Raw genomic sequence first — 22,208 nt, 5'->3', positions numbered from 1 at the left:
ATTTGTCTCATGAACGGGGCGCCGATCATAGCATGCGAAGGCAACGGTTCCGCTAGGACGCGCCGCGATTCAATTCCTGCAGCACTTGCTTGCACAGTTCGCCGTACCGCACGCCCTTGCCCCGTCTGTGTGCGGTCAGGTCGTAGCGTGCGCTGATGTCATCCCACGCCACGCTGCCGGGCAGGGGCCGCAAGTTGTCGTCAAGGTCCATCTCGAAGTGAATGAAGTGGCCGTCGGGGCTCAGCAGCTTGCCGTACACGGCGGGCATGTCGGGCCAGGCCAGTTGCAGGTCGAGCATGAGGGCCGCATCGAGCGTCACGCCATGGCTGGCCGCGCACTGGCGCAAGGCGTCGGGCAGGGGGCGGGCGCGCCACCAGGCCGCCGTCTTCTTGATGGCGGCCTGGGTCAGCGCGATTTGCTGTTGCACGGAATACTGTTTGCTCATGGCTGCCACCCATGCGGCTTGCCGCTCGCCGCCTCAGCGCGATGCCAGACCCATGCTTTGCACATGGGCGGGCGCGATCTCGCCGCTGGCCATTTTTGCGGCCGGCACCCGCATCAGCACTTCGCCGCCCACGCTGCCGTCGTCGCGCAAGTCGATGCGCATCGCCAGTTGCTGGTCGAGCGCCACGAAGCTGTCTTTGCCGGTGGCGACGATGCGATGTTCTTCCTGGTCATCGATGCGCGCATACATAAAGGCGCCGATGTTGCTCGTATTGCGCAGGTAGAGCACTTGTCCGTTCGACAGCTCATAGCCGCCGCGAAACGGGGAAAACGTTTCCGCATTCATGAAATACCTGTGTGCCGGCAGTTCTATCGTGTGCAGGCGTCCGCCGGGAACGACGACGGTCTGGTTGTCGGGGAGTGTTTGCGCATTTGCCAGCAGGGCGCAGACGCCCAGGGTGCCGGCCAAGATCCATGTTTTCATTTTTTTACCCATCCTTGAACTTTGGTGCCGTCCGCTGCCGGCGCGGCGAAGTTGTTGTCGGTGCCAGGGAAAACGCGCCGGCAGGTCCGCCACGCCGCTGTCACTCTTGCAAGGTGCGGGCTACCGGTCTTGCCAGTGTAGGCAGGCAAGATGCACCGCGCATCATCCGATCGGATGACACGGTCTCATGCATCGAGGATGGCCAGGTGCGCCGTTGCGCCGTGGATCAGCGCGATCAGCTCGCCCTGGCGCCGTGTATCGGTCTTTAAATAGGTGTGGTGCAGATGCGTCTTGACGGTGTTGACGCTGATGCCGCCCTGCGCGGCGATTTCTTCGATGGTGGCCCCTTGCGCCAGCGCCTTGCCCACTTGCGCCTCGGCTTGCGTCAAGTCGAACAGCTGGCGCAAGGCCGGGATGGACGTGCACGTTTTTGTGGGGTCGCGTGCGATCACCAGGGCGCAGGCGGGCTGGCAATCGGCCAGCGCGGTGACGGTCAGGGCCAGCGGCGCTTGCTGCTTGCGCGCCAGGCGCAGCGACTGGCATGGCGCCGCGCCATCGGCGCCGGCGATCACCAGGCGCACGGCGCGCATCAGGGCGGGCGCGGCGGCGTGTTCCAGTTGCGCAGCATGCAAGGCGTGTCCGGCGGGGGTGGCGAAGCGCAAGCCGAGGTTGGCATCGAGCACCAGCACGGCGGCGCCCATGGCGTCGAGCGCCGCCAGCGCGCAGTGGCTGGCCAGCTGCGCCTCGCGCAGGCGCTGCTGCAGGCACAGCGCGCGTTGCAGATGCGGCAAGAGCTCCTGCCATTGCTGGCCGTTCAGGCCAGCGCTGTCGAGCTGCGGCCAGTCGCCCATGCCGCAGGCGGCGTCGTACATGGCGCCGATCAGTTTGCCCACATCTGTTGCCGTACCCATGCTTGCTCCCATTGCCCGATTGCATCAGTGTGCCGCAGGCGTGCAGGTGCGGAACTGGGTAAGGGCGGTCTTGCGCAGCGATCCGCTCCACCTTTGTGAGGAAGGTCTGGTCGCTGCCATCTGTCCTGGGCAACTATCAAGATAGTACAAGCACTGCGCTACTGCAACGCGATGCGGCCGATGCAATCGCGCTCCTGAATTGAAAATTCCTCGATACAATATAAAAATTGCTAAAAATATAAATCCCAGGGCGTGGGGCGGGAGTCGCATGTCATTTACTTATCGAAAGTTATTATGCAAGCAGGCAAGTATTACCCGACGACGCTCCCGGCCCTGGCCCTGTGCGTGACGCTGGCGTGTAGTGGCGGCAACGCCATGGCGCAGGCTGCCGACAAGGCGGCGCCACAGGCTTCCAGCGCGGCACGGCATGGCAAAGTCAAGCCTGCCGATACCGCCAACCTGGTCAGCCATCTGCGGCGCGTGATCACCGATGAAACGAATGACACGCCACCGCGCGTACTCAATGCTTTTGTTGCCAAATACCAGCAGCGCGCGCTCGATGCGGGAATCGATGACCTGGACCGGCAGACGCAATATGTGCTGCTGGCGCTCTACACGTCGGGCAAGGCGATGGAACAGCCGCAGTTCATTGCCATGATGAAAAATCCGCCCGCCTCGCTGGACGCCTTTTACGACGCCTTGCACGCCTTGCCGAACACCGTCTGGGAGGCGGGGCCGCCGTTGTGGGATGCGCAGGCGAAATAGAAAACCGTTGGGCCGTGACCAAAACGCAGAGTTGACGGTGCCATTCATTCACGATTGCCGAGGGTGTCCCATGCTCAAGAATTGTCTTTCGATGAAACCGCTGCTGATCGGTTTCCTGTGGCTTTACATGGCCGTGTCGCATGCCGCGCAGGGCAAGGAAAGCCGCGATCTGACGGTCAATCTGAGCGGCTACAACCATACCGATCACGGGATTGGCAGTTATGAGGTGACCTTGCCGAATGGCGCCAGCGCGGGGGCCGGCTACCTGGACGCGGGCCAGGGCGGCGGTGGATTGACGTGCTGCCTGTCCATTCCTCGCGTGTGGCAAGCGGGAATGACGGCAAATATCGTCATGCATACCATCAAGAATGGCAAGGAGATCCGCGTGGAGCAAACCGTGGCGGTTCCCCCGTATGCTCCCGCCGATGCTGGCCGGTTCGTCGTGCATTTTCTAAGCAACGGGAAATACAAGGTATTTGTCACCCGATACCTGCTCGGCCATCGGAAATACCCGCTTTCCGGGAAAGAGGCGCAATTGGAGCGGGGCGTTCCCATTGAAATTATCTGGGAGTGAAGACGCTGCGTGGCAGAGGTTGCATGCACATGAAATTCCCTGTCATAACTGGCTGGATTGAGGGCTAAATGATTTTTTTCTCGAAAAGTAAATATGCCGCCTATTTCGTGTGCATGGTCTTGTCGCTTTTCAATGCCGGCTGTGCGAGGAGTGAACGACAAATCGCCGTGAGCCTGACGGCCTACAACCATGGCGAATACGGCGTCGGCAGTTATATGGTGACACTGGCCGATGGTGCGTCGGCGGAGGCCGGTTATCTGGCTCCCGGCGAGGGTGGCGGGGGAGACACTTGCTGCCTTTCGATACCGGCGGCATGGAAGCCGGGGATGCAGGCGGCCATCGTCATGCATACGGTAAAAAACGGCAAGGAGGTCCGCGTGGAGCAAACCGTGGCGGTGCCGAAGTATGCTCCCGCCGATGCTGGTCGGTTCGTCGTGCATTTTCTTCACGATGGCGGCTACAAGGTCTTCGTGAGCAAATACTCGCTGGGGCATCGAAAATATCCGCTTTCCGGCAAGGAGGCGGAGCTGGAGCCTGGCGTGCCCTTGGAAATCATTTGGGAATAGAGCTGCTGACTTGCGGCTGTGCTTCACGAATATCGATCATCAGGCGGCCCTGATGTGAACGGGATCAGCTTTTCTCCCAAGAATTCTTCCTGGTGCTGTGTACGAGGTTGTTGCTTTCAGAGCAAGTTCGCCGGGCGCGCGATGGGTGAGGGATGAAAGAATCCCTAAAGGTTATCATTGTGGTATCGAATACTGCAATCCCCAGCAATCGGACGCATGGAAAACATATCCATAGGGTAAGCTTCGGGGCTAAGCTATTTCGCAACTCTATCAAAATTACATGACTTCCATAATGATCCCCGACGTCGCCTTGGTCGACAATACCGAACAACGCACGCCACTGGTGCTCGTGCTCGATTGCTCCGGCAGCATGGATGGCGAACCTGTCGCGCTCCTCAACGAAGGCCTGGCCTTGCTGGAACAGGAATTGAAAGCCGACGTGATCGCCGCCAAGCGCGTGCGCATCCTGGTGATTCAGTATGGCGCGCACGACGAAGCGGTCGTCGCCAGCAACTGGTGCGACGCCATGGATTTCACGGCGCCCCGTTTGGAAGCGAATGGCACCACGCCGACCGGCGCAGCCGTGGAACTGGCGCTGGCGGAAATCGAGCAGGAAAAGCAGCGTTTCCGCCAGGCGGGCGTGGCCTACACGCGGCCGTGGCTGTTCTTGATGTCCGACGGCGAACCGACGGACCGCTGGCAGCAGGGCGCCGAGCAGGCGCGCGCGGCCGAGCAGGCGAATAAAGTGGCGATCTTCCCCATCGCCGTGGGCGACAACGCGAATATCGATACCCTGGGACAGTTTTCCAGCCGGGGCGAGCGCGGCGTGAAGCAGTTGAAAGGCTTGCAGTTCCGCGAGCTGTTCCTGTGGCTGAGCGCCAGCATGCAAGTGGTTTCGCAATCGCGTCCCGGCGCGCAGGCGCAGCTGGCGTCGACGGACGGCTGGTCCGTCGTCAATACGTGAAAGCCCGCTGATCCATGACCGCGGAACAGAATATCTGGCGCGTGTTCGGCGCGTCCGTCACGGGCAAGGCCCACCTCGATAAAGCCATCGCTTGTCAGGATGCGCACGCGCACGCCGTCGTGGGCGATGTTCTGGTGGCCATCGTTTGCGATGGCGCCGGTTCGGCCCGCCTCAGCGAACAGGGCGCGCAGTTCGTTGCCACGCACACGGTGCAGGCGCTGGCCGGGCGGCTGGAGCAGGGCGCCACCGTGCAGGATTTACATGACGGCGCGCTGGCCGGCACCCTGGCGCAGATCCGCGCCGCGCTGGACGACATCGCCCGCGCCGCCGACGCCACCCTCGATGACTACGCCTGCACGGTGGTGGGCGTGGTGATGGGGCCGGATACGGGATTTTTCTTCCACCTGGGCGATGGCCTGGGCGTGGCACAACTGGCCGACGGCAACGAGCTGATCTCGCCGCCGGCCAACGGCGAATACGCGAACGAAACCTATTTTTTGTCGGGCGAGCGCTGGCGTGAACAGTTGCGCCTGCTGCCGATTCCCCCGCCAGTGCGCGGCGTCGTGCTGATGTCGGATGGCTGCATGCCCTTTGCCATGAGCAAGAACAATGCGGGCTTGTACGCGCCGTTCATGGATGCCGTGCAAGGCTATCTGCGCACGGTCGAGAGTATCGCGCTGGGCAATACGGCGCTGGCGTCCACCCTGGCCGACCCGCGCACGCACCAGATCACGGGCGATGACAAGACCCTGCTGCTGGCCTTGCGCGCATGAGCAAGAAGCAAGGTGTGGCACCGGGCCTGAGTCCGGGTGGAAAAATTTGGCTGGATAAAGTCCGCAGCCTGGTCTTGGGCAAACTCGTCAAGAGCGGCGGCGCGGGCAGCGTGTATCTGTTGCCGGGCGCGCCCGCGCAGGTCGCCAAGCTGTACCACCCGCACCTGGACCGGGCCGCCAACCGGCGCAAGCTCGAAGCGATGCTGGAACTGTCGCCCGAGCTGCCCGATCAAGTGGAAAACGGCAAGCGCTACGTGCAGATCGCCTGGCCGCAAGCGGCCGTGTTCGATGGCCAGGGCGGCTTTGCCGGTTTCGTCATGCCTTTGCTGGACATGGCGCAGACGGCCGAGCTGGAACACATCATGCAGGAGCGGCAAGCGCGCGCGGCAGGCCTGCCCACGGGACTCGGTCCCAAGCTGACCCTGGCCGCCAACCTGGCCGCCGTCATCGATGCGCTGCACCAGCAGCAGCATTACGTGGTCGATTTGAAACCCGTGAATTTGCGCTTTTACCGCGATTCGCTGTACATCGCCATGCTCGATTGCGACGGTTTCAGCATCCAGGGCCATGCGGAGCGGTTTCCTGCCGAGCAATTCACGGCCGATTACCTGGCGCCGGAATTCCAGCGCAAGGGCATGCCGGCGGGCACGGAAATGGCGCAAGACCGCTTCGCGCTGGCCGTCGTCATCTTCCAGTTGCTCAACTTCGGCATTCACCCGTACAGCGGGCGGCCCGGCAATGCGCAAGTGGCGACCGACATTCCCGGGCGCATCCGCGACGGCTGCTATGCGTATGGCGTCAAACGCCACAAGCAGCTGGCGCCGAACGCCACCAGCGGCCATGCCTTGATGCCGCCCGAGCTGCGCGCCATGTTCGACCGCGCCTTTTCGCCATCGCCGCAAGCCCAGCGGCCGTCGGCGGCCGACTGGGCGCAATTGCTGCGCGGCTATGCGCAGCGCAGCGGCGGCAAGCTCGTCGTGTGTACCGTCAATCCCGAACACCAGCATTTTGCGGGCCAGGGTTGCGCGGCCTGCGCGCGCGACAAGGTCATCGTCGCGGCCGCGCAAGCCTCCGTGCAGGCGCAGCAGCAACAGATTTCCTTGCCGCAGCAACGCAGCGCGCGCCGCACGGCGCCGGGACAGGCGCCCGTCGCCATCCCCGTTGTCGGCAACACGGGCGGCGGCATCAGCGGCAAGGGCTGGGCCGTGGTGGTGGTGCTGATCGTGCTGTTCCTGATCGGTTTTACGGCCTGGACCTCGTCGCCCGATGAGGTGAAGGAAAAGGCCGGCTTGCAGGCGCAAGCGGACCAGGCGGCTGGCCTGGAAGTATTCAGCTGGCGCCCGCGCAAGACGGCCGGTTTCCAGCCGTCCGATGCGCGCAAGGCCGTGCGCAGCCTGTCGCAAGCCATCAGCAAGGGCGACGATGGCGCCGTCACGCGCGGCTTGCAGTTGCTGTACCGGGCCGGCGAAGACAAGTCGTCGCGCTATGAAGGCGACAAGGTGCGCGCGCGCCTGCGTACCACCTTGATGGAAGGCCTGGGCGCGATGCCCGGCTACGCTCCCGAATTGGCGAATACCTATCTCGACCAGTTGCAAGCCGACCCGCGCGACCATCTGGCGGCGGCGGCCATGGGCCGCATGCACCTGAGCCTGGACGAACCGCAGGCGGCGCGCCAGTATTTCGAACAAGCCGTGTGGGCGCGCCCGACCGATGGCGTGGCCTGGCTGGGCGTCGCGGCCACGGGGCTGCTGCGCGGCGGCGAGGAGCAGGATGCCGTCAACATGGTGGCGCTGGCACAGCTGACGTCTTATCGCTACGCGGTGGAAAACGCCATGCCGGCGGAACCGGGCGAGCCGGCCGACAATGGCGTCGCCGCCACGGCAAAGCGCATGGACCGGGCCGCCAAGGTGCTGCGCCTGGCTCAGGGTTGGGCCTACCAGAAACGCTGGGACAAGGCGCTGGCCGATGGCGCGCTGCTGGCGGCCAGACTCAAGGCCTTGCCGCCCTTGCCGGACCAGCCTGCGGGCGTGCTGCGCGAGACGATGACGACCGTTGATTACGGCGTGCTCGACAAGCAACATGCGACAGGCGAAAACCGCTTGACCCTGTCGATTGGGGCCGACGGCAGCCTGGCGCATGCGGCGGCGGAAATGCCGATGGAACCCATGCTCAACAAGGTGCTGTTCGATAGCGTGAAGCGCTGGACCTATTTGCCTGCCATCAAGCATGGCCAGTTGCAGGATGCCAAGGTGGAAGTGCTGGTGCGCTATCGTAATGGCAGGGTCAGCTTTGTGCCGGCCGACGCGCGTGTATCGCCGGAAGAGTAAAGGAATAATATGAAAATCAAGACCTTATGTGTGCTGCTTGGCGCCTCCTTGCTGTGGCCCGCGCTGTCGCAGGCGGAAATCGTGCAGCGCCTGGTGGTGACCAGCATTGCCGCCGAACCAGATAGCGAAGGCGGCGATGTGTTCACGATTGCCGGCACGACGGCTTGCGGCGGCAAGCAGATACGCATGGATGCCCGTTCCGTCAACCTGGATGAAGCGCCCTACGAGGCGCTGAAAGTTCAGCTTGCTGAACGCATGCGCGCCAGGACGCCCATGCTCGTCACCCTGAAAAAATGTCCGGACGATGCGAGCGTGCCCATCGTGCGCCAGATCGCCGCCTGCACGCCGGCCGCCTGCACCGATGGTCGCGCGAGACTGTACCTGCACGAACACTTCTTCCCCATCGAGCAGGAAAACGCAGCCAACGTGCTGCTGTTGCCCTTGCCGAAAGGCAAGCAGCCGGGCACGTGGAAGGTGGACATTTACAGCGTGGCGGGGCACAAGCTGCGCCTGTCCGGCCAGGTCAACAGGGCCGATTATGCCTCCGGTGAACTGGTGGGCGGCTATGTCACATATTACCCGAATGGCAAGATCGAGAAACAGGTGGCGCAGGACGGGCAGGGACGGCAGCACGGCATTGGCAACAAGTATTTTCCCGACGACACCCTTGAGTTGCGCGGCGACTGGCACCACGGCTTGCCGGTAGGCACGCACCAGCAATTTCACGCCACGGGCAAGCTGCGCGAGGCCAGCGTGTACCGCGAGGGCAAGCGGGTGGACGGGCCCGTGCAGACCTTCGACGAAAATGGCAAGCCGAGTAGCAGCTATGTGCTGCGCGGTGGCAAGATGGAAGGCGAGATGCTCACGTACTTCCCGGATGGAAAAGTCTCCAGCCGTTCGGAAATGCAGCACGGCAAATACAATGGTGTGAGCACGAATTACTACCCGGATGGCGCCGTGCGCGCCAGGATGACGCAGGTCGACGACCTGCCCACGGGCGTGGCAATGGAATTCTATCCGGACGGAAAGGTGCAAAGCCGCCAGCAGTATGGCGATAAAGGCGCCTTGCTCAAGCTCCAGCGCTACAGCCCGCAGGGCGTGCTGGTGCTGGAGCGCAACTGGGACAAGCAGCTGCGCGAGCAAGGCACGTCGCGTTCGTGGTACGCCAGCGGCAAGCCCGAGCAATCGATCGAGTACGTGAACGACCGGCGCGATGGCTGGAGCCGCAGCTGGCGCGAGGATGGCAGCCTGAAGAATGAATGCCGGTATGTGGCCGGCAAGGCGGAGGGCGACTGCGGCGAAGCGCCGCCAGCGCCGGAACTGCAGCGCAAGGAGCAAGCATGGCGCGCCTTGTGAAGCACGTGCTTGGCGCCATGCTGTTGTTGCCGGCGCTGGCGCATGCCGAGATCGAGCAGCGGCAAGTGGTCACGGCGATCACGGCTGCGCCAGGCAGCACCGGCGGAGATATGCTGACACTGGCCAGCGATAACGGTTGCGGCGGGCGCCAGGTGCGTATGGATGCCTTGTCCGTACGCCTGGACGCAAAGCAATACGCGGCCATGAAGCAGCAGTTGGCGCCGTTGATACGCGACGGGACGCCCTTGTTGATGCGCATCCGATCGTGTCCGGCGCCAGGCGCAGCGATAGCCATGCCCGAAGTCAGCAAACTGGGCGGCTGCGATGCGCACTGTGCCGACGGCAAGGCGCGCTTGTATTTGAATCACAATCTGTCGCGCGGCGAGGTCATGGAAGAGGCGCGCTATGCGCTGGTCGTGCCATTGCCGCCAGGCAAGACACCTGGCACTTGGCAAGTCGAAGTGTTCCACGTGCGCGAAGGCGAGCCGAAGCGGCTGATTGGCCAGGTCAACGCTCCCGATTACCTGCGCGGCAAGCTGGTGGGTAACTACAGCATGTTTTACCCGCATGGTCAGGTGGAAATGTTGGTGGAGCAGGATGGGCGCGGCGTGCAGGAAGGCATGCAGACGCGCTATTACCCGGAAGGCCAGGTTTCCATGCGCGTCAGCTGGCGCAATGGCGTGCAGGAAGGCGAGGAGCGGAGCTACCATCAAAATGGCAAGCTCATCGCGTCGCGCGCCTACCGCGACGGCGCCCGCGCCGATGGCCTGATGGAGACTTTCGATGAGAATGGCAAGCTGCGCACGCGCATGACGCAGCGCAAGGGCCAGCCGGAGGGCGAACTGCTGCTGTTCTATCCCGACGGTAGCGTGGAAAGCCGCAGCCAGTATGTCAACGGCATCAGGACGGGACCGAGTACCGACTATTTTCCGGATGGCAAAGTGCGCAGCACGGCAAGCTATGTCGACGGCAAGCCCGCTGGCGATAGCGTTGAATATTATCCGGACGGTAAAGTCGCCAGCAAGCGCACGCACAGCGGCCATTACGTGCTGCGCAGCGAACAGCGCTTCAGCCGGGCTGGTGTGTTGATCGTGCAGAAACAGTGGAACGAGGGCGGCCGCGAGGACGGCGCGCTGCGTTCCTGGTATGCGGATGGCAAGCCGAGGCAGCTGATCGAATACGCCGATGGCGAGCGCCAGGGCTGGACGCGCCACTGGCGGGAAGATGGCAGCGTGGAAAGCGAGTGCCGCTATGTGGCGGACGAGCCGCAGGGGGAGTGCGCGGGGGAATCGGCGAGGATGTCGTACACGGAGGATGGCATCGAGCCGCTGATGCCGGAACCGTGAACAGGGAATTTACTGCCGTTCGATCCCTATGCGTGGCCTGCCTTTGCGAGACAGTTACCGGTACTGGAGTGACACTGGATGGCGTCCAGCGTTCGTCCTGTCGCAGCACTGTACCGGTGGCGTCAAGCACCGTTGCCCGCCTGGAAGGGACCTTGGCGCATGGCATGCTTGCGCCGAGCAGGGCCTTTTGTGGTCGGCTGCGTTCGCCCCGGAGCGGAAGTTATTGAGTAAGTAAAACAGCCAAAACTTCTTTTTGCCCACGTTCGATTGCAAACGCTCTCGCATCCATGTTTGTCATTGATTGACCTGTATAAGCCACGCTGTAGTCAATTCCATATTCAATAAATAATTCAGCCAACTCGGTACTACCAACATAGACTGCGCTGAATAACGCGTTTCTCTCCGGCTCACTTACATCAAACTTGGCTCCTTGACTTAGGAGAAATTTGCAGACTTCCACATGGGCCTTTGAGGCAGCATAATTTAGGCCATCACCACCAACGTAAGCGTCTTCCCAGTGCCGTCTGGACGGCCTGAACCGCGTCATTTATGATCGACTCTTGTCACGGTATTTGTGCCCACAATTTTCGATTTTAGACACAAATTCTCAAACGATCATTTCCACGAATACACGCGGCCACCATCGCCAGCATCCCTTGGGGTTTAAACGCGCATGGGTGGCGCTGTCGCTGCTACCGGGCGCCTCGGTAGCTCGCACCGCCCGCGAACATGGTTTCAATGTCAACCAAGTGTTCAGCTGACACCGTCTTTACGAGCAAGGGCGTCTCGGCTACCCGCGTTAATGCGTGACGATGTGATCGGTTGACGGGGCGTGACCAGCGTAAAGCTGGTCGCACCCATGGTTCCAGAGAGGGGACGGTCGAAGCGTCGAAGTAGGCGGCGTGCCCGTCTCTTACTAAGGCCGTATCAAATCCGGTCAGCGTGCAGCTACTGCTGATAAGGACGATGTACCAAAGGCCAATTGACTTGACCTTGTTGTCGAACAGTGATTATCCCCTGCATGGCAGGATATTTTCGTACCATCGAAGTGAGTTATCCTTCGTCAAATATCGACATAGCGAGGCAGCAAGTCCTGATCGACCAGACGAATTTCAATGGCATTGGCGATCTTGACGTGCTCAGGATTCTCATCATTGAAAGGCTCGTCGGTGACACTCACGATGATGGTGCCGATCTGCTTGTCTTTACCTTGCTCGCCCGTCGCCATGACGGGTACCAAGGCGCGGGCTTCTGGCACTTGCTGGGTCGTCAGTACTCGCGGCAGGTACAACATCCAGCCAACACCTGGACGATCTTTGAAGACTTGTTTTTTAAAATACTGATTACGTGCAACCGTGATAAAGACTGGCCGAAGGGCGCCCGCGATATGGGACAGTAGCTCTTTCACTCCATCAATACCAAGCCGTTTCACACCTTGACCTTTATCGCTGATCCTAAAAGTCCGGGCGGGCCAGTCACTGTCGCTGAACCCAAGCGCCATAGTCGCGCCCTCACCGTCTCCGAGCTCGCCATTCCAGGCGCTGAGAAATCGGGATGTCTCCCCCTTGAACTCGGCCTCAAGTACAGCTTCGGCCGCAGTGGTGAGTTCCCCCGATGCATCGAAGACCGGATACAGAAACGACTTCTCTTTGGTATCTTGCGATAGAAACCAGTTTTTCCCAAATGCCGCAGTTTTATTCAAAAACTGGATAGTGGTCGCGATCTCCTGGACGTTGGGTCGGAAAGCGAGGGAGGTGCGCGTTCCATCGCGCTTATAAGAAGCATTGATTATTGTCATATTTTTATGGAACGTAGTAGGTGGTAATCCCCAACGCAGCTAATTTGGGCTCCATATATTCGTAAGCGAGTGGGGTTTGGAAGTACCATTTCAGCGAGGCCGGCGGGTTACGCATGACAATCTTTGACTGGTCCGTGGCCTGCTTTAACTCCATCCTCATGAAAATATTTTCTTGAAAATCGTACCTGAATTCGCCGTTTGCCTTAAAAAATTGATCATAATCCGCTTTTGCTTCCTGCAACAAGCACAGGCGGGATTGAAAGCCGTCAAAGTCCTTCCCTTCAAACACCCATTCCATGCCAATCAGGAAGCCAGTAATCCGGGCTTGGTAATCGCGCGCGGCTGGCGACATGCTGTGTGGAACAGCCATAAGCATACCCTTGTCTGGCGGGCAACGGCATCTTTCCTTGGCTTCGCTTCGCGTCTCCGCACGCGCAATGGGCGTGACGCGGGCGTCTTTTGCCTCTTCTGCCTCTTTTTTGCGTTTGCGCAATGCCTCGTCCGTGATCACGGCTCCTGCGGCGGCGACACCCAAGGCTAACAAAATTTTCTCCACGACTGCTGGTATAAATAATATCGGTAGCGCGGGCATTATTGCTCCCCTTCCAGTTTTTTATCCATTACCGCGATCAGTTCGTCGAACCGCTGCTCCGGCGTGGCGCCGGGCTTGCGCAGGTAGGCATCGACCAGCGGGTCGTCATGGATCCCGGGCGCGTCGGCCGCCAGGTACATCAGATGTACGATATGCGGCGTGGACCTGAAACCGATTCGAATGGCGTAGGTATACGCTGCCAGCATGCGCTCGATCACGGCCGCCCGGCCTGGCTGGCTTGCCATGTCGGCCCTCTTGGCCAAGAACTGGTCCGCTACTGCGATGACGAAATCTGTGGTGTCGCCGGTCTGCACTGCACGCCATTGCTCCTCGCTAAACGTCAGCATCGCGCCTCCCTATGATTGCCCTCTTGCCGTCGAGCAGCAGGTGCCATTCGTGAATATGGCCAAACATCGCCTCGCGCTGTGCCGGCTCAAGTATTTGTGCCAGCTTCACCAGCACGCGCGGATCCCAAAAGCGCAGCAGCGCTGCGCGGCCGTCCGGTAGCCGTGTTTCCAAGTGTAATTGCAGCAGTTGCGCCAGGCCACCGAGGTCCTGTACGGCGAACAGCCAGGTAACAGAAGGCGCCTCGTGCTCGAGTACGGCCAGATCCTCAACAACGGATGGCGTCGATCTCGCCACGTCGACCAACCACGGGCCAGCATGCGCAAGCGCCGCATCGGGTGTGCCGGTGAACAGCGAATGGCGCGTCGCATCCTGCATCAGGCGTGCTTGGCGGCGTGTCTCCTATTGAACACCGTCGACCAGTGCGTACAGGCACAGCGCCGAGTGATGTTGCTGAAGTTGCTTCAGGCGTTCCAGGACGTCAATCAATATTGTCACTCCCGGATAACGGTGGTCGCGCCAGCGGCGGCAGCGGACAGCAAGCATTCGAGGCAAATGCCGGAGTCGGTATTTGCGGCGATGTTGGCGGCGGTTTCCATCACGTCATTGTCGTCGACATCAGCCGGGTCGCCCACGCTGGACTGGTCCAACCAGATCGTCGTGATTTGGCCGGAAATCAGTTTTGCACCGCAAGCGGTCGAATCCATGTGACGCGCATAACCATTGCCACTGCCGTCCACGACGTCGGCCGGTCCAGATGTGATGGGGAACGTGCCCTTGCATTTGGGGCATACCGTCATGTCGCCGACGCGCGCTATATTCTTGCCATTGATGTCACAGGTGAAATCGGCGCTGATGACCGTGCCGCCATGACTGGTCTTGTCGCCCATGACAATGAAAGGTCTGCTCAAATGATGCTCCTGAATGGGTGCTGCAACGCAATAAGTTGCATTTATAGCATATTTTCCAGATGCATCAGGTAAGCACGATTCAATATGAATAATAATGCGGTTGGATCGGAGCGCAATGAACTTTTCTTTGTTCTAAATGCGAATTGGGACATTGATGCCGATGTAAAAGGTAGACTTGGACCTTCCCCGGCATAACGGATGGTAAATGGTATTATTTTCGATCGAGCAACCACGGCAGAATGCCTGCTTTTGAGCGGTATAACGACACAGTTGGCTTCGACAGCCTCCCCCTCATCTGCTTGTGGCGCTATCGGATACGACAGAGTATGAGCCGTCGGGGAAATTGTTGGGATAACTCCCCGATGGAACGGCTGTTCCGCAGCTTCAAAACTGAATGGCTGCCGTCAACTGGTTACGTGACGGCACAGGAAGCACAACGGGACATCAGCCATTACCTGATGCACCGGTAGAACTAGAGTAAGCGTAAAGCCTGCACCGTCTTGACGGTTGAGCTGAGCATGGACCGAGTTTACGCGAGCTGCGCGACGTTTACAAGGCTGATGTGGGACGCCAGGTACGTTCCGGCCGGCGCCAGTCTATGTCCTCAAGCAGCATCGACAACTGCGCCTGCGTCAATGCCACGCTGCCGCTGGCAGCCTGCGGCCAGACGAAGCGCCCACGCTCGAGCCATTTGGCCAGCAAGCACAGGCCGTCACCGCTCCACCACAGCACCTTGACCATGTCGCCGCGCCGGCCACGAAACAGGAACACGTGGCCACGGTACGGATCTTCGGTCAGCGCCGTCTGCGCCTTGGCCGTCAAACCACTCATGCCGGCGCGCATGTCGGTCACGCCGGCGGCCAGCCAGATCTTGGTGCCTGCTGGCAGGCCGATCATGGTAGAAGCCGCGCCAGCAACAGCGTCAGCTTGGCCACGTCGACCAGGCCTTCCAGACGCAGCTGGGCCTGGCCCATGCTGAGCACGATCACGCCGGACGGGACGCTAGCGGCCGGTGCGGGTGCCAACGGTGGGTTTAGCACTGTGACTGCCATCAGTTGACTTGGCGCAGTGCTACCGGAAAGCGCCTCGTCGCCGAAGCGCTTGCGCCAACTGAACAGCTGATTGGCATTGATCTTCAGCTCGCGGGCGACCAGCGAAACGGAGGCCCCATCGACCTGAGTACGCGCCACGGCGGCACGCTTGAATTCATCGCTGTGCTGGCGATACGGGCCGCGTTTCGCCCTGGTTGTGACTGGTTGAATTATTGTGTCCATAAATAAATTTGTGGACACAATCAATTTGCGTCCCAAATTCAATCATGGAGCCGCGCGGTGTTCAAGGGAAGACGGTGGTGGGCCGACGCTTACCCACCAAAGGTACCGTCCCTTGAATCAATGTCAGCACCACAGGATAGGAGGAGTTTGAGAGCTTCTAAATTTCCAGCACCTGCTGCAACATGCAAAAGAGGACCGAACGGCGTCTGACTGTTTAGTAGAGCCAAATCTTCGCGTAATAGCTGCTCTAAGCTTTCAATTCGCCGCTCCTGAATGGCGTCGTAGGCTGCCTTTATTTTACTCATGATGATATCGCTATTCGGTACATGGTTAGCAAAATAGACAATTGGAAATGGCTGCTCCTGGCCGGAGGTTGCCTAAAAGGCATTGCCCAAGCAAAGCGGAAGAGCAGCGTCTCACTTTACAAGCGCCCGTCGTTAGTATCATGGATCGACGTACTCGGAAGCAGAAGCCTTGCCTCCCTCATTGGCGCACCAAACCGTAACACGGCGCCTGACGTTGACAGCACCACAACCCAGCCGCCCTTGATTGTTATTTGATCAAATGGATTGGATTGATCCGAAACAAACGTCCAAACAGGTTCATGATTTTGCAGCGATTCCAAAACGACTACGCCGATTGAGCCGTGTTCCATAGCCTCTCCGCATTTAACTATGTACTGTCCATCATACAGCTCTTCTTGCGCCAGAATCGCGACATTGAGCCAACCGCCAAGCTCCTGTTTTTCATGTACTCTGGCCATCCAGGTTTCGTGCACTTCGTAGATGTCACCGTTGCTGCACATGAGGCCATTGTAGCTTCGCACCTCCTGGTTCCTCCACTTTATTGCCATCACTGTCATTGATTCCATATTTAGAAACGGGCGACTGCACGCCCTGAATTAAACAACATCTACGCTATCGAACGGCTGCTCTTGCAGTAGTTAGCCTCGCTGAAAGCAGGTCAGGAAAATTCGACGCAAAATCGACTTGAGTTCAGAATCGTTGAAGACGATTGTGTTCTTGCCCGTAAAGGCAGACAAGAAGCAGCGCATGCCTATTCAACGTCCGCTCCTGGGCCGGTTGCCGTCGTTGCAAGGATCCACCCCACAGCGGACAGTCGTCGAAGGGCTAGCCTTATCGGCGCACCAAACGCCACTTTCCTATACAGCCAACAAGCAAAAAATAGCACTCCCCAACAAGCCAGACTGTGTTGTCTCATCCGATGCGCGGCCAGCCGTAGCAGTGGAAGTATTTCCCATTAATCGCCCAAGCTGCATAGACAGATAGAGCAAATAGGACGAGCAAAACCACACCAAAGTCACCTACAGGGAGGTGCACAGCGTAGCGAAGCTTTTGGTCTTTGGCACCTACACTTTATGTCCAGTGATGGCCGATTTCGCCCGTTCAAGAGCACGCTGCCTGCCGCGGGGCCGCTTTTGGCAAATGGCGCAACACCGCAATGATTCATCGCACAATGCGCCAGCTTCCAAAATGAGAAGGCGCTTGTTGCACTCTAGCGGTGCGGCGGCGTCAGCACGCTGGCTATCGCCTTCGGCAAGGTTTCCGGATAGTCTCGGCTGAAGTGCAGGCCGCGGCTTTCGCGGCGGGAGAGGGCGCTGTTGACGATCATCGAGGCCACGTCGACCAGGTTGCGCAGCTCCAGCAAGTCGTGCGTGATGCGGAAGTTGCGGTAGTACTCGTCGATTTCTTCCTTCAAGAGGGCGATGCGGTGCTGGGCCCGTTCCAGGCGCTTGGTCGTGCGCACGATGCCCACGTAATTCCACATGAAGCGGCGCAGCTCGTCCCAATTGTGGGAAATCACCACTTCTTCATCCGCATCCGTGACGCGGCTTTCATCCCAGTCGGGCAGATATGGCGTGCCCAGCTTTTCCTTGCTTTCGATATCTTGCGCGCAGGCGCGGCCGATGACGATGCATTCCAGCAAGGAATTCGACGCCAGGCGGTTGGCGCCATGCAGACCCGTGCACGCCGTCTCACCGACCGCATACAGGCCCGGCAAGTCGGCCCGGCCGGACAGATCCGTGACGACGCCGCCGCACGTGTAGTGGGCGGCGGGAACGATGGGAATCGGCTGCTTGGTGATGTCGATGCCCAGTTCCAGGCAGCGCGCGTAGATGGTGGGGAAGTGTTCGATGAGGAATTCGGCCGGCTTGTGGCTGATGTCCAGGTGCACGTAGTCGAGACCGCGCTTCTTGATTTCGAAGTCGATGGCGCGCGCCACGACGTCGCGCGGCGCCAGTTCGGCCCGCTCATCGTGGGCCAGCATGAAGCGCGTGCCGGCGGCCGCGCCTGCTTCGGGCGGCAATTTCAGCAAGCCGCCTTCGCCACGGATGGCTTCGGTGATCAGGAACGACTTCGCATACGGGTGGTACAGGCAGGTCGGGTGGAACTGGATGAATTCCATGTTCGACACGCGGCAGCCGGCGCGCCAGGCCATGGCGATGCCGTCGCCGCTGGCCGTGTCTGGATTCGTTGTATATAAATACACCTTGCCGGCGCCGCCCGTGGCCAGCACGGTGTGCTCGGCGGCAAAGGTGTGCACCTTGCCCGTTTGCTCATCCTGCACGTACAGGCCGTGGCAATGGGGCTGGGCGTTGCGCTGGGTCGGCTTCATGCCCAGCTTGTCGGAAGTGATCAGGTCGATGGCGCAATGGTGTTCGAACAGGCTGATGTTCGGATGGGCGCGCACCTTTTCTTCCAGGGTCACTTGCACGGCGTGTCCGGTGGCGTCGGCGGCGTGGATGATGCGGCGCTGGCTGTGTCCGCCTTCGCGGGTCAGGTGGAAACCCAGTTCCGCCGTGGCGTCGCGCGTAAACGGCACGCCTTGCTCGATCAGCCACTCGATGGCCTCGCGGCCGTGCTCGACGATGTAGCGCGTGGCGCTCTCGTCGCACAGGCCGCCGCCCGCGATCAGGGTGTCTTCGATGTGCTGCTGGTGGCTGTCGCCCGAGTCCAGCACGGCCGCGATCCCGCCTTGCGCCCAGTTGCTGGCGCCATCGAGCAGCGCGCGTTTGGAAATGATCGCGACAGTGCGCGTCTCAGCTAAATGCAGTGCAACCGATAAACCCGCCAGGCCACTGCCGACAATCGCTACATCAAATTTCATGACATTTATCTTTTTTTAGGGGAAGCATACTATATGCCATTTCCCTGCATTCGGTAATGTGTTGAGATAAATTCTGCAAGCGAAAGATAGCTGGGGCCGTAGCTTGTGGCGCATCAATGTCCTGCTGGAACAGTTCGCCATGATGGCAAGACCGGTGGCGGACCGCCTGATGCGCGGTGTGCCGCCTTTGCCGCAGGAGGCCCCCATGATCCGCATCTTCAGCCATTACGTCTCGAAAACAGCGTTTATCCTGCTGTTGCTGGAAATTATGATCCTGCTGCTGTCGGCCACCCTGACATCGCTGCTGTGGCTGGCCGATGGCAGCCGTCTGGTGCGAGCGGGCGAGGTCTATCTGTCTTCCTCGATCTTTGCCCTGGTCATCGTGTTCAGCATGAGCGCGCTGGGCATGTACCAGCACCGCTCGCGCGAAGACATCCGCAACACCCTGTTGCGCATCCTGCCGTCGTTCGCGCTGGGTTTTGCCGTGCTCAGCGTGCTGATACGCTTCATCCCGGCCCTGCATTTCGGGCGCGGCGGCGTGCTGATCTTCGGCCTGGGCGCCATCGGCGTGTTGCTGGCGCGCCTCGTGGTGTTCAAATCCTCGCAATCGGCGCTGATGGAAGGCCGCCTGATCCTCGTGGGCGGCGGGGCGCTGGCGCGCGAGTGCATGGACTTGGCGGCCAGCAAGATCGGATTTCACCAGTTTACGGTGGTCGGCTGCATCGCTTTGGCTGGCGAGCAATGCTGTGTGCCGGCCTCGGCCTTGCTGCCGGCCGAACCTTCGCTGCTGGCCATGGCCCAGCGCCATGCCGCGCATGAGATCGTTGTGTCCGTCAGCGACCGCCGCAATGGCGCGTTTCCCGTCAAGCAATTGCTGGAATGCGCGCTGGGCGGCGTCAAGGTGATCGATGCGGCCACGTTTTTCGAGCGCGAAGCGTGCCAGATCCGCATCGATTCCTTGCAGCCGAGCTATCTGATCTATGGAGGCGGCTTCGACCAGAGTTTTTTCCGCGCCGCCTCGAAGCGTTTGTTCGACCTGGCCGCCAGTAGCGTCATCTGCCTGGCCGCGCTGCCCGTGATGCTGGTGACGGCCGTGTGCATCCGCCTGGAAGACGGCGGCCCCGTGTTTTACCAGCAAGAGCGGGTGGGGCGCGACGGCTTGCCCTTCCATGTGCTGAAATTTCGCAGCATGCGCTGCGACGCCGAGCGCGATGGCAAGCCCATCTGGGCGCTGGACAACGATGCGCGCATCACGCGCGTGGGCAAGTTGATCCGCAAGCTGCGCATCGACGAGCTGCCGCAGATGCTCAATGTGTTTCGCGGCGAGATGAGTTTCGTGGGACCGCGCCCCGAACGCGCGTACTTTGTCGAACAATTGAAGCAGCAGGTGCCGTACTACAACATTCGTCACAGCATCAAGCCGGGCATCACGGGCCTGGCGCAGGTGCGCTATCAATATGGCGCCTCCGTCGACGATGCCGTGAAAAAACTGCAATACGATCTATATTATGTGAAAAACAATAGCCTGTTCCTCGACTTGCTGATCCTGCTCGACACGGTGCAGGTGGTGCTGTTTGGCAAGGGCAGCCGATGATACAGGCGCAGTCGGACTGGCTGGCGGCGGCGGACGCGGCGGCCCTCAGCCACGGCCTGGCATCGCTGGCCTTCTTCGCGCTGGCGCTGCTGCTTATCAGCAACTGGCGCGCGCGGCAGAACGTGTGCGCCTTGCTGGTCGCGTGCCTGGCGACGGGCGGCTGGGCCACGGGCACGGTGGTGCTGGTGCTGCTGGGGCAGCGCATCGCACTGGCCGGCGACGCGCTCGAGCTGCTGCGCACCCTGGCCTGGCTGGTCTTCCTGCTGCTGTTGATCGAACCGTCGCGGCCCCGCTTGCGCCTGGTGCTGGCCGGCATCGCCCTCACGGCGCTGGCACCCTGGCTGCTCTCCATGGCCTCCTCCTGGCTGGCGCTGCCCTTGCCGGCGCGTTTCATCGCCAGCGTCTGCCGTTTGCTGCTGGCCGTGCTGGGCATGTTGCTGGTGGAACAGTGGTACCGCAACACGCCGCCCCTGAAACGCTGGGGCATCAAGTTTGCGTGCCTGGGCGTGGGCGGCCTGTTCGCCTATGATTTTTACCTGTACAGCGACGCCTTGCTGTTTCGCACGGTCAACGATGACATCTGGGCCGCGCGCGGCATCGTCGATGCGCTGTGCGCGCCGCTGCTGGCCGTGTCGGCCGCGCGCAATCCGGGCTGGGCGCTGGGCCTGTCCGTCTCGCGCCAGATGCTGTACCGCTCGGCCGCCTTGCTCGGTTCGGCCATCTACCTGCTGGCCATGGCGGCCAGCGCCTACTATTTGCGCTATTTCGGCGGCACCTGGGGTTCCCTGATGCAAATGGCTTACCTGGGCGGCGCGGCGCTGCTGCTGGCGGGCGTGCTGTTTTCCGGCAGCCTGCGCGCCAAGCTGAAGGTGACGATCAACAAGCATTTTTACAATGCCATCTTCGATTACCGCGAGGAGTGGCTGAGATTTACGCGCGCCTTGTCGGAAGATGGCCCGGCGCTGGGCGAACGCACGATACAGGCCATGGCGCAACTGGTGGAAAGCCGCGCGGGCGCGCTGTGGATCTTGCGCGAACATGGGCAGTTCGCCCCGGCCGCCAGCTGGAACTGGCCGCCGTGCACGTGGAGCGAGCCGGCGTCCGGTTCGCTGTGCCAGTTCCTGGAAGCGCGGCACTGGGTGATCGACGTGCCTGACTGCCAGCACAACCCGCGCCAGTACGGCGACTTGCGCCTGCCGCCCGCGCTGCTGGCGCTGCCCGACGTGTGGCTGCTGGTGCCCCTGATGCTGCATGGGCAGCTGTTCGCCTTTGTCGCGCTGGCGCGGCCCCGCACGCGTATCGGCCTGAACTGGGAAATCCGCGACGTGCTGAAAATTGCCGGCAGCCAGGCCGCCAGCTATCTGGCGCACCGCGAATCGCTCGATACCCTGACGGTGGCGCGCCAGTTCGACTCGTTCAACCGCATGTCCACCTTCATCGTCCACGACTTGAAAAACCTCGTGTTCCAGCTGTCGCTGCTATTGAGCAATGCGGAAAAGCACCGCGCCAATCCCGCTTTCCAGGAAGACATGCTGGGCACCTTGGACCATTCCGTGCAGAAGATGAAAACCTTGCTGCAGAAACTGGCGCGCGGCGAGGCGCCGGAAGCGCCCGCGCCGCTGCTGCTGGACGGTTTGCTGCGCCAGGCCGTGGCGGCCAAGGCCAGTCTGGCGCCGGCGCCGCGCCTGGAAATCGTCGATGGCGAGCTGACGGTGCTGGCCAACCGCGCGCGCCTGGAAAGGGTGCTGGGGCATTTGATCCAGAACGCCATCGAGGCGACGGCCAGCGATGGCAAGGTGGCCGTGCGGCTGCGGCGCGAGCAGCAGACGGCCGTCGTCGAGCTCGACGACACGGGGCAGGGCATGAGCGAACAATTCATCCGCGAACGTTTGTTCAAACCGTTCGACACCACCAAGACGGCGGGCATGGGCATCGGCGTGTTCGAAAGCCGCGAATACCTGCGCGAAGTGGGCGGCAGCCTGGAAGTGCGCAGCGCGCCGCAAGTGGGCACGACGTTTCGCGTGATCCTGCCGCTGCATGCGGCATAGCAAGGGA

Annotated in this window: 24 protein-coding genes and 1 pseudogene; 11 read left to right on the top strand and 14 right to left on the bottom strand. The window is 61.0% G+C overall.

The genetic code is table 11. The annotated features are described in order from the left end of the window. Positions 1–52: 52 nt before the first annotated feature. The 3 genes from GCN78_RS23815 to GCN78_RS23805 form a co-directional block, all read right to left on the bottom strand. Positions 53–445, bottom strand: coding sequence for a hypothetical protein (locus GCN78_RS23815; protein WP_152253919.1), 393 nt, complete (start codon positions 443–445; stop codon positions 53–55). A gap of 33 nt (positions 446–478) precedes the next feature. Then, positions 479–928: a hypothetical protein gene (locus GCN78_RS23810; protein WP_152253918.1), complete on the bottom strand. Its 450-nt coding sequence runs from the start codon at positions 926–928 to the stop codon at positions 479–481. Between the two features lie 185 nt (positions 929–1,113). Next, positions 1,114–1,839, bottom strand: coding sequence for a helix-turn-helix transcriptional regulator (locus GCN78_RS23805; protein ID WP_152253917.1), 726 nt, complete (start codon positions 1,837–1,839; stop codon positions 1,114–1,116). A 294-nt stretch (positions 1,840–2,133) separates the two neighbouring features. Between GCN78_RS23805 and GCN78_RS23800 the strand changes: the two genes are divergently transcribed. The 8 genes from GCN78_RS23800 to GCN78_RS23765 all read left to right on the top strand — a co-directional run bounded on the left by GCN78_RS23800 (position 2,134) and on the right by GCN78_RS23765 (position 10,510). After that, positions 2,134–2,604, top strand: a complete 471-nt coding sequence (locus GCN78_RS23800) for a hypothetical protein (protein ID WP_152253916.1) — start codon at positions 2,134–2,136, stop codon at positions 2,602–2,604. A gap of 91 nt (positions 2,605–2,695) precedes the next feature. Then, positions 2,696–3,178 (top strand): DUF3304 domain-containing protein, encoded by a 483-nt coding sequence (locus GCN78_RS23795; protein WP_193316844.1) that lies wholly within the window; start codon positions 2,696–2,698, stop codon positions 3,176–3,178. Between the two features lie 68 nt (positions 3,179–3,246). Then, complete coding sequence (locus GCN78_RS23790) at positions 3,247–3,744, top strand: DUF3304 domain-containing protein (protein ID WP_152253914.1); 498 nt, start codon at positions 3,247–3,249, stop codon at positions 3,742–3,744. Positions 3,745–4,024: 280 nt separating this feature from the next. Next, positions 4,025–4,708 (top strand): vWA domain-containing protein, encoded by a 684-nt coding sequence (locus GCN78_RS23785; protein WP_152253913.1) that lies wholly within the window; start codon positions 4,025–4,027, stop codon positions 4,706–4,708. Between the two features lie 14 nt (positions 4,709–4,722). Further along, positions 4,723–5,481, top strand: coding sequence for a PP2C family serine/threonine-protein phosphatase (locus tag GCN78_RS23780; RefSeq protein ID WP_152253912.1), 759 nt, complete (start codon positions 4,723–4,725; stop codon positions 5,479–5,481). Next, positions 5,478–7,808: a hypothetical protein gene (locus GCN78_RS23775; RefSeq protein ID WP_152253911.1), complete on the top strand. Its 2,331-nt coding sequence runs from the start codon at positions 5,478–5,480 to the stop codon at positions 7,806–7,808. The genes GCN78_RS23780 and GCN78_RS23775 overlap by 4 nt, the downstream gene beginning before the upstream one ends. Before the next feature lie 9 nt (positions 7,809–7,817). Further along, a complete protein-coding gene (locus GCN78_RS23770) occupies positions 7,818–9,164 on the top strand; it encodes a toxin-antitoxin system YwqK family antitoxin (RefSeq protein ID WP_152253910.1) in 1,347 nt (448 codons plus the stop codon). After that, positions 9,149–10,510 (top strand): toxin-antitoxin system YwqK family antitoxin, encoded by a 1,362-nt coding sequence (locus tag GCN78_RS23765; RefSeq protein WP_193316843.1) that lies wholly within the window; start codon positions 9,149–9,151, stop codon positions 10,508–10,510. Before GCN78_RS23770 ends, GCN78_RS23765 begins: the two co-directional genes overlap by 16 nt. Positions 10,511–10,730: 220 nt before the next feature. Here the strand turns inward: GCN78_RS23765 and GCN78_RS23760 are convergent, their stop codons facing one another. The 6 genes from GCN78_RS23760 to GCN78_RS23735 form a co-directional block, all read right to left on the bottom strand. Beyond that, positions 10,731–11,057 carry an ankyrin repeat domain-containing protein gene (locus tag GCN78_RS23760; protein WP_152253908.1) on the bottom strand — a complete coding sequence of 109 codons (327 nt, stop codon included), beginning with the start codon at positions 11,055–11,057 and terminating at the stop codon, positions 10,731–10,733. A 516-nt stretch (positions 11,058–11,573) separates the two neighbouring features. Then, positions 11,574–12,308 (bottom strand): immunity 52 family protein, encoded by a 735-nt coding sequence (locus GCN78_RS23755; RefSeq protein ID WP_152253907.1) that lies wholly within the window; start codon positions 12,306–12,308, stop codon positions 11,574–11,576. A gap of 4 nt (positions 12,309–12,312) precedes the next feature. After that, positions 12,313–12,852: a Tox-REase-5 domain-containing protein gene (locus GCN78_RS23750; protein ID WP_226939797.1), complete on the bottom strand. Its 540-nt coding sequence runs from the start codon at positions 12,850–12,852 to the stop codon at positions 12,313–12,315. Positions 12,853–12,899: 47 nt separating this feature from the next. Further along, complete coding sequence (locus GCN78_RS23745; protein ID WP_152253905.1) at positions 12,900–13,247, bottom strand: hypothetical protein; 348 nt, start codon at positions 13,245–13,247, stop codon at positions 12,900–12,902. Further along, positions 13,234–13,623, bottom strand: a complete 390-nt coding sequence (locus tag GCN78_RS23740) for a DUF4123 domain-containing protein (protein ID WP_152253904.1) — start codon at positions 13,621–13,623, stop codon at positions 13,234–13,236. Before GCN78_RS23740 ends, GCN78_RS23745 begins: the two co-directional genes overlap by 14 nt. 116 nt (positions 13,624–13,739) lie before the next feature. Then, positions 13,740–14,156, bottom strand: coding sequence for a PAAR domain-containing protein (locus tag GCN78_RS23735; protein WP_152253903.1), 417 nt, complete (start codon positions 14,154–14,156; stop codon positions 13,740–13,742). A gap of 299 nt (positions 14,157–14,455) precedes the next feature. Here GCN78_RS23735 and GCN78_RS23730 point away from each other — a divergent pair. Next, a pseudogene (locus GCN78_RS23730) lies at positions 14,456–14,617 on the top strand (integrase core domain-containing protein); the annotation flags it as partial. Positions 14,618–14,705: 88 nt separating this feature from the next. Here the strand turns inward: GCN78_RS23730 and tnpB are convergent. From tnpB to nadB, 5 genes are all read right to left on the bottom strand, one after another. After that, positions 14,706–15,053 (bottom strand): IS66 family insertion sequence element accessory protein TnpB, encoded by a 348-nt coding sequence (gene tnpB / locus GCN78_RS23725; RefSeq protein WP_152253902.1) that lies wholly within the window; start codon positions 15,051–15,053, stop codon positions 14,706–14,708. Next, the gene (locus tag GCN78_RS23720) at positions 15,050–15,472 is read right to left on the bottom strand and encodes a transposase (protein ID WP_152253901.1); all 423 of its coding nucleotides are present in this window, start codon (positions 15,470–15,472) and stop codon (positions 15,050–15,052) included. Before GCN78_RS23720 ends, tnpB begins: the two co-directional genes overlap by 4 nt. Before the next feature lie 47 nt (positions 15,473–15,519). Beyond that, on the bottom strand, positions 15,520–15,735 hold the full coding sequence (locus GCN78_RS23715; RefSeq protein WP_152253900.1) for an ankyrin repeat domain-containing protein: 216 nt from the start codon (positions 15,733–15,735) through the stop codon (positions 15,520–15,522). Positions 15,736–15,851: 116 nt separating this feature from the next. After that, on the bottom strand, positions 15,852–16,193 hold the full coding sequence (locus tag GCN78_RS23710; RefSeq protein WP_152253899.1) for a hypothetical protein: 342 nt from the start codon (positions 16,191–16,193) through the stop codon (positions 15,852–15,854). Between the two features lie 752 nt (positions 16,194–16,945). Then, the gene (nadB, locus tag GCN78_RS23705; RefSeq protein WP_152253898.1) at positions 16,946–18,559 is read right to left on the bottom strand and encodes an L-aspartate oxidase; all 1,614 of its coding nucleotides are present in this window, start codon (positions 18,557–18,559) and stop codon (positions 16,946–16,948) included. Between the two features lie 205 nt (positions 18,560–18,764). On the opposite strand from nadB, the gene GCN78_RS23700 reads away from it, so the two are divergent. Together GCN78_RS23700 and prsK are read left to right on the top strand one after the other, a co-directional pair. Further along, positions 18,765–20,153, top strand: a complete 1,389-nt coding sequence (locus GCN78_RS23700) for a TIGR03013 family XrtA/PEP-CTERM system glycosyltransferase (protein ID WP_152253977.1) — start codon at positions 18,765–18,767, stop codon at positions 20,151–20,153. Continuing rightward, entirely contained in the window at positions 20,150–22,201 is a 2,052-nt protein-coding gene (gene prsK / locus GCN78_RS23695; RefSeq protein ID WP_152253897.1) for an XrtA/PEP-CTERM system histidine kinase PrsK, read from the top strand. Before GCN78_RS23700 ends, prsK begins: the two co-directional genes overlap by 4 nt. The last annotated feature ends 7 nt before the right edge of the window (positions 22,202–22,208 follow it).

The organism is Janthinobacterium rivuli (genome assembly GCF_009208735.1).
GTDB lineage: Bacteria > Pseudomonadota > Gammaproteobacteria > Burkholderiales > Burkholderiaceae_D > Janthinobacterium.
This window is presented reverse-complemented; position numbering and strand designations above follow the sequence as displayed.

Excerpts from the sequence above, each read along its gene's own strand:
- GCN78_RS23815 (WP_152253919.1), bottom strand. The coding sequence starts at position 445 with ATGAGCAAACAGTATTCCGTGCAACAGCAAATCGCGCTGACCCAGGCC.
- GCN78_RS23810 (WP_152253918.1), bottom strand. The coding sequence starts at position 928 with ATGAAAACATGGATCTTGGCCGGCACCCTGGGCGTCTGCGCCCTGCTG.
- GCN78_RS23805 (WP_152253917.1), bottom strand. The coding sequence starts at position 1,839 with ATGGGTACGGCAACAGATGTGGGCAAACTGATCGGCGCCATGTACGAC.
- GCN78_RS23800 (WP_152253916.1), top strand. The coding sequence starts at position 2,134 with ATGCAAGCAGGCAAGTATTACCCGACGACGCTCCCGGCCCTGGCCCTG.
- GCN78_RS23795 (WP_193316844.1), top strand. The coding sequence starts at position 2,696 with ATGAAACCGCTGCTGATCGGTTTCCTGTGGCTTTACATGGCCGTGTCG.
- GCN78_RS23790 (WP_152253914.1), top strand. The coding sequence starts at position 3,247 with ATGATTTTTTTCTCGAAAAGTAAATATGCCGCCTATTTCGTGTGCATG.
- GCN78_RS23785 (WP_152253913.1), top strand. The coding sequence starts at position 4,025 with ATGACTTCCATAATGATCCCCGACGTCGCCTTGGTCGACAATACCGAA.
- GCN78_RS23780 (WP_152253912.1), top strand. The coding sequence starts at position 4,723 with ATGACCGCGGAACAGAATATCTGGCGCGTGTTCGGCGCGTCCGTCACG.
- GCN78_RS23775 (WP_152253911.1), top strand. The coding sequence starts at position 5,478 with ATGAGCAAGAAGCAAGGTGTGGCACCGGGCCTGAGTCCGGGTGGAAAA.
- GCN78_RS23770 (WP_152253910.1), top strand. The coding sequence starts at position 7,818 with ATGAAAATCAAGACCTTATGTGTGCTGCTTGGCGCCTCCTTGCTGTGG.
- GCN78_RS23765 (WP_193316843.1), top strand. The coding sequence starts at position 9,149 with ATGGCGCGCCTTGTGAAGCACGTGCTTGGCGCCATGCTGTTGTTGCCG.
- GCN78_RS23760 (WP_152253908.1), bottom strand. The coding sequence starts at position 11,057 with ATGACGCGGTTCAGGCCGTCCAGACGGCACTGGGAAGACGCTTACGTT.
- GCN78_RS23755 (WP_152253907.1), bottom strand. The coding sequence starts at position 12,308 with ATGACAATAATCAATGCTTCTTATAAGCGCGATGGAACGCGCACCTCC.
- GCN78_RS23745 (WP_152253905.1), bottom strand. The coding sequence starts at position 13,247 with ATGCTGACGTTTAGCGAGGAGCAATGGCGTGCAGTGCAGACCGGCGAC.
- GCN78_RS23740 (WP_152253904.1), bottom strand. The coding sequence starts at position 13,623 with ATGCAGGATGCGACGCGCCATTCGCTGTTCACCGGCACACCCGATGCG.
- tnpB (WP_152253902.1), bottom strand. The coding sequence starts at position 15,053 with ATGATCGGCCTGCCAGCAGGCACCAAGATCTGGCTGGCCGCCGGCGTG.
- GCN78_RS23715 (WP_152253900.1), bottom strand. The coding sequence starts at position 15,735 with ATGAGTAAAATAAAGGCAGCCTACGACGCCATTCAGGAGCGGCGAATT.
- GCN78_RS23710 (WP_152253899.1), bottom strand. The coding sequence starts at position 16,193 with ATGGCCAGAGTACATGAAAAACAGGAGCTTGGCGGTTGGCTCAATGTC.
- nadB (WP_152253898.1), bottom strand. The coding sequence starts at position 18,559 with ATGAAATTTGATGTAGCGATTGTCGGCAGTGGCCTGGCGGGTTTATCG.
- GCN78_RS23700 (WP_152253977.1), top strand. The coding sequence starts at position 18,765 with ATGATCCGCATCTTCAGCCATTACGTCTCGAAAACAGCGTTTATCCTG.
- prsK (WP_152253897.1), top strand. The coding sequence starts at position 20,150 with ATGATACAGGCGCAGTCGGACTGGCTGGCGGCGGCGGACGCGGCGGCC.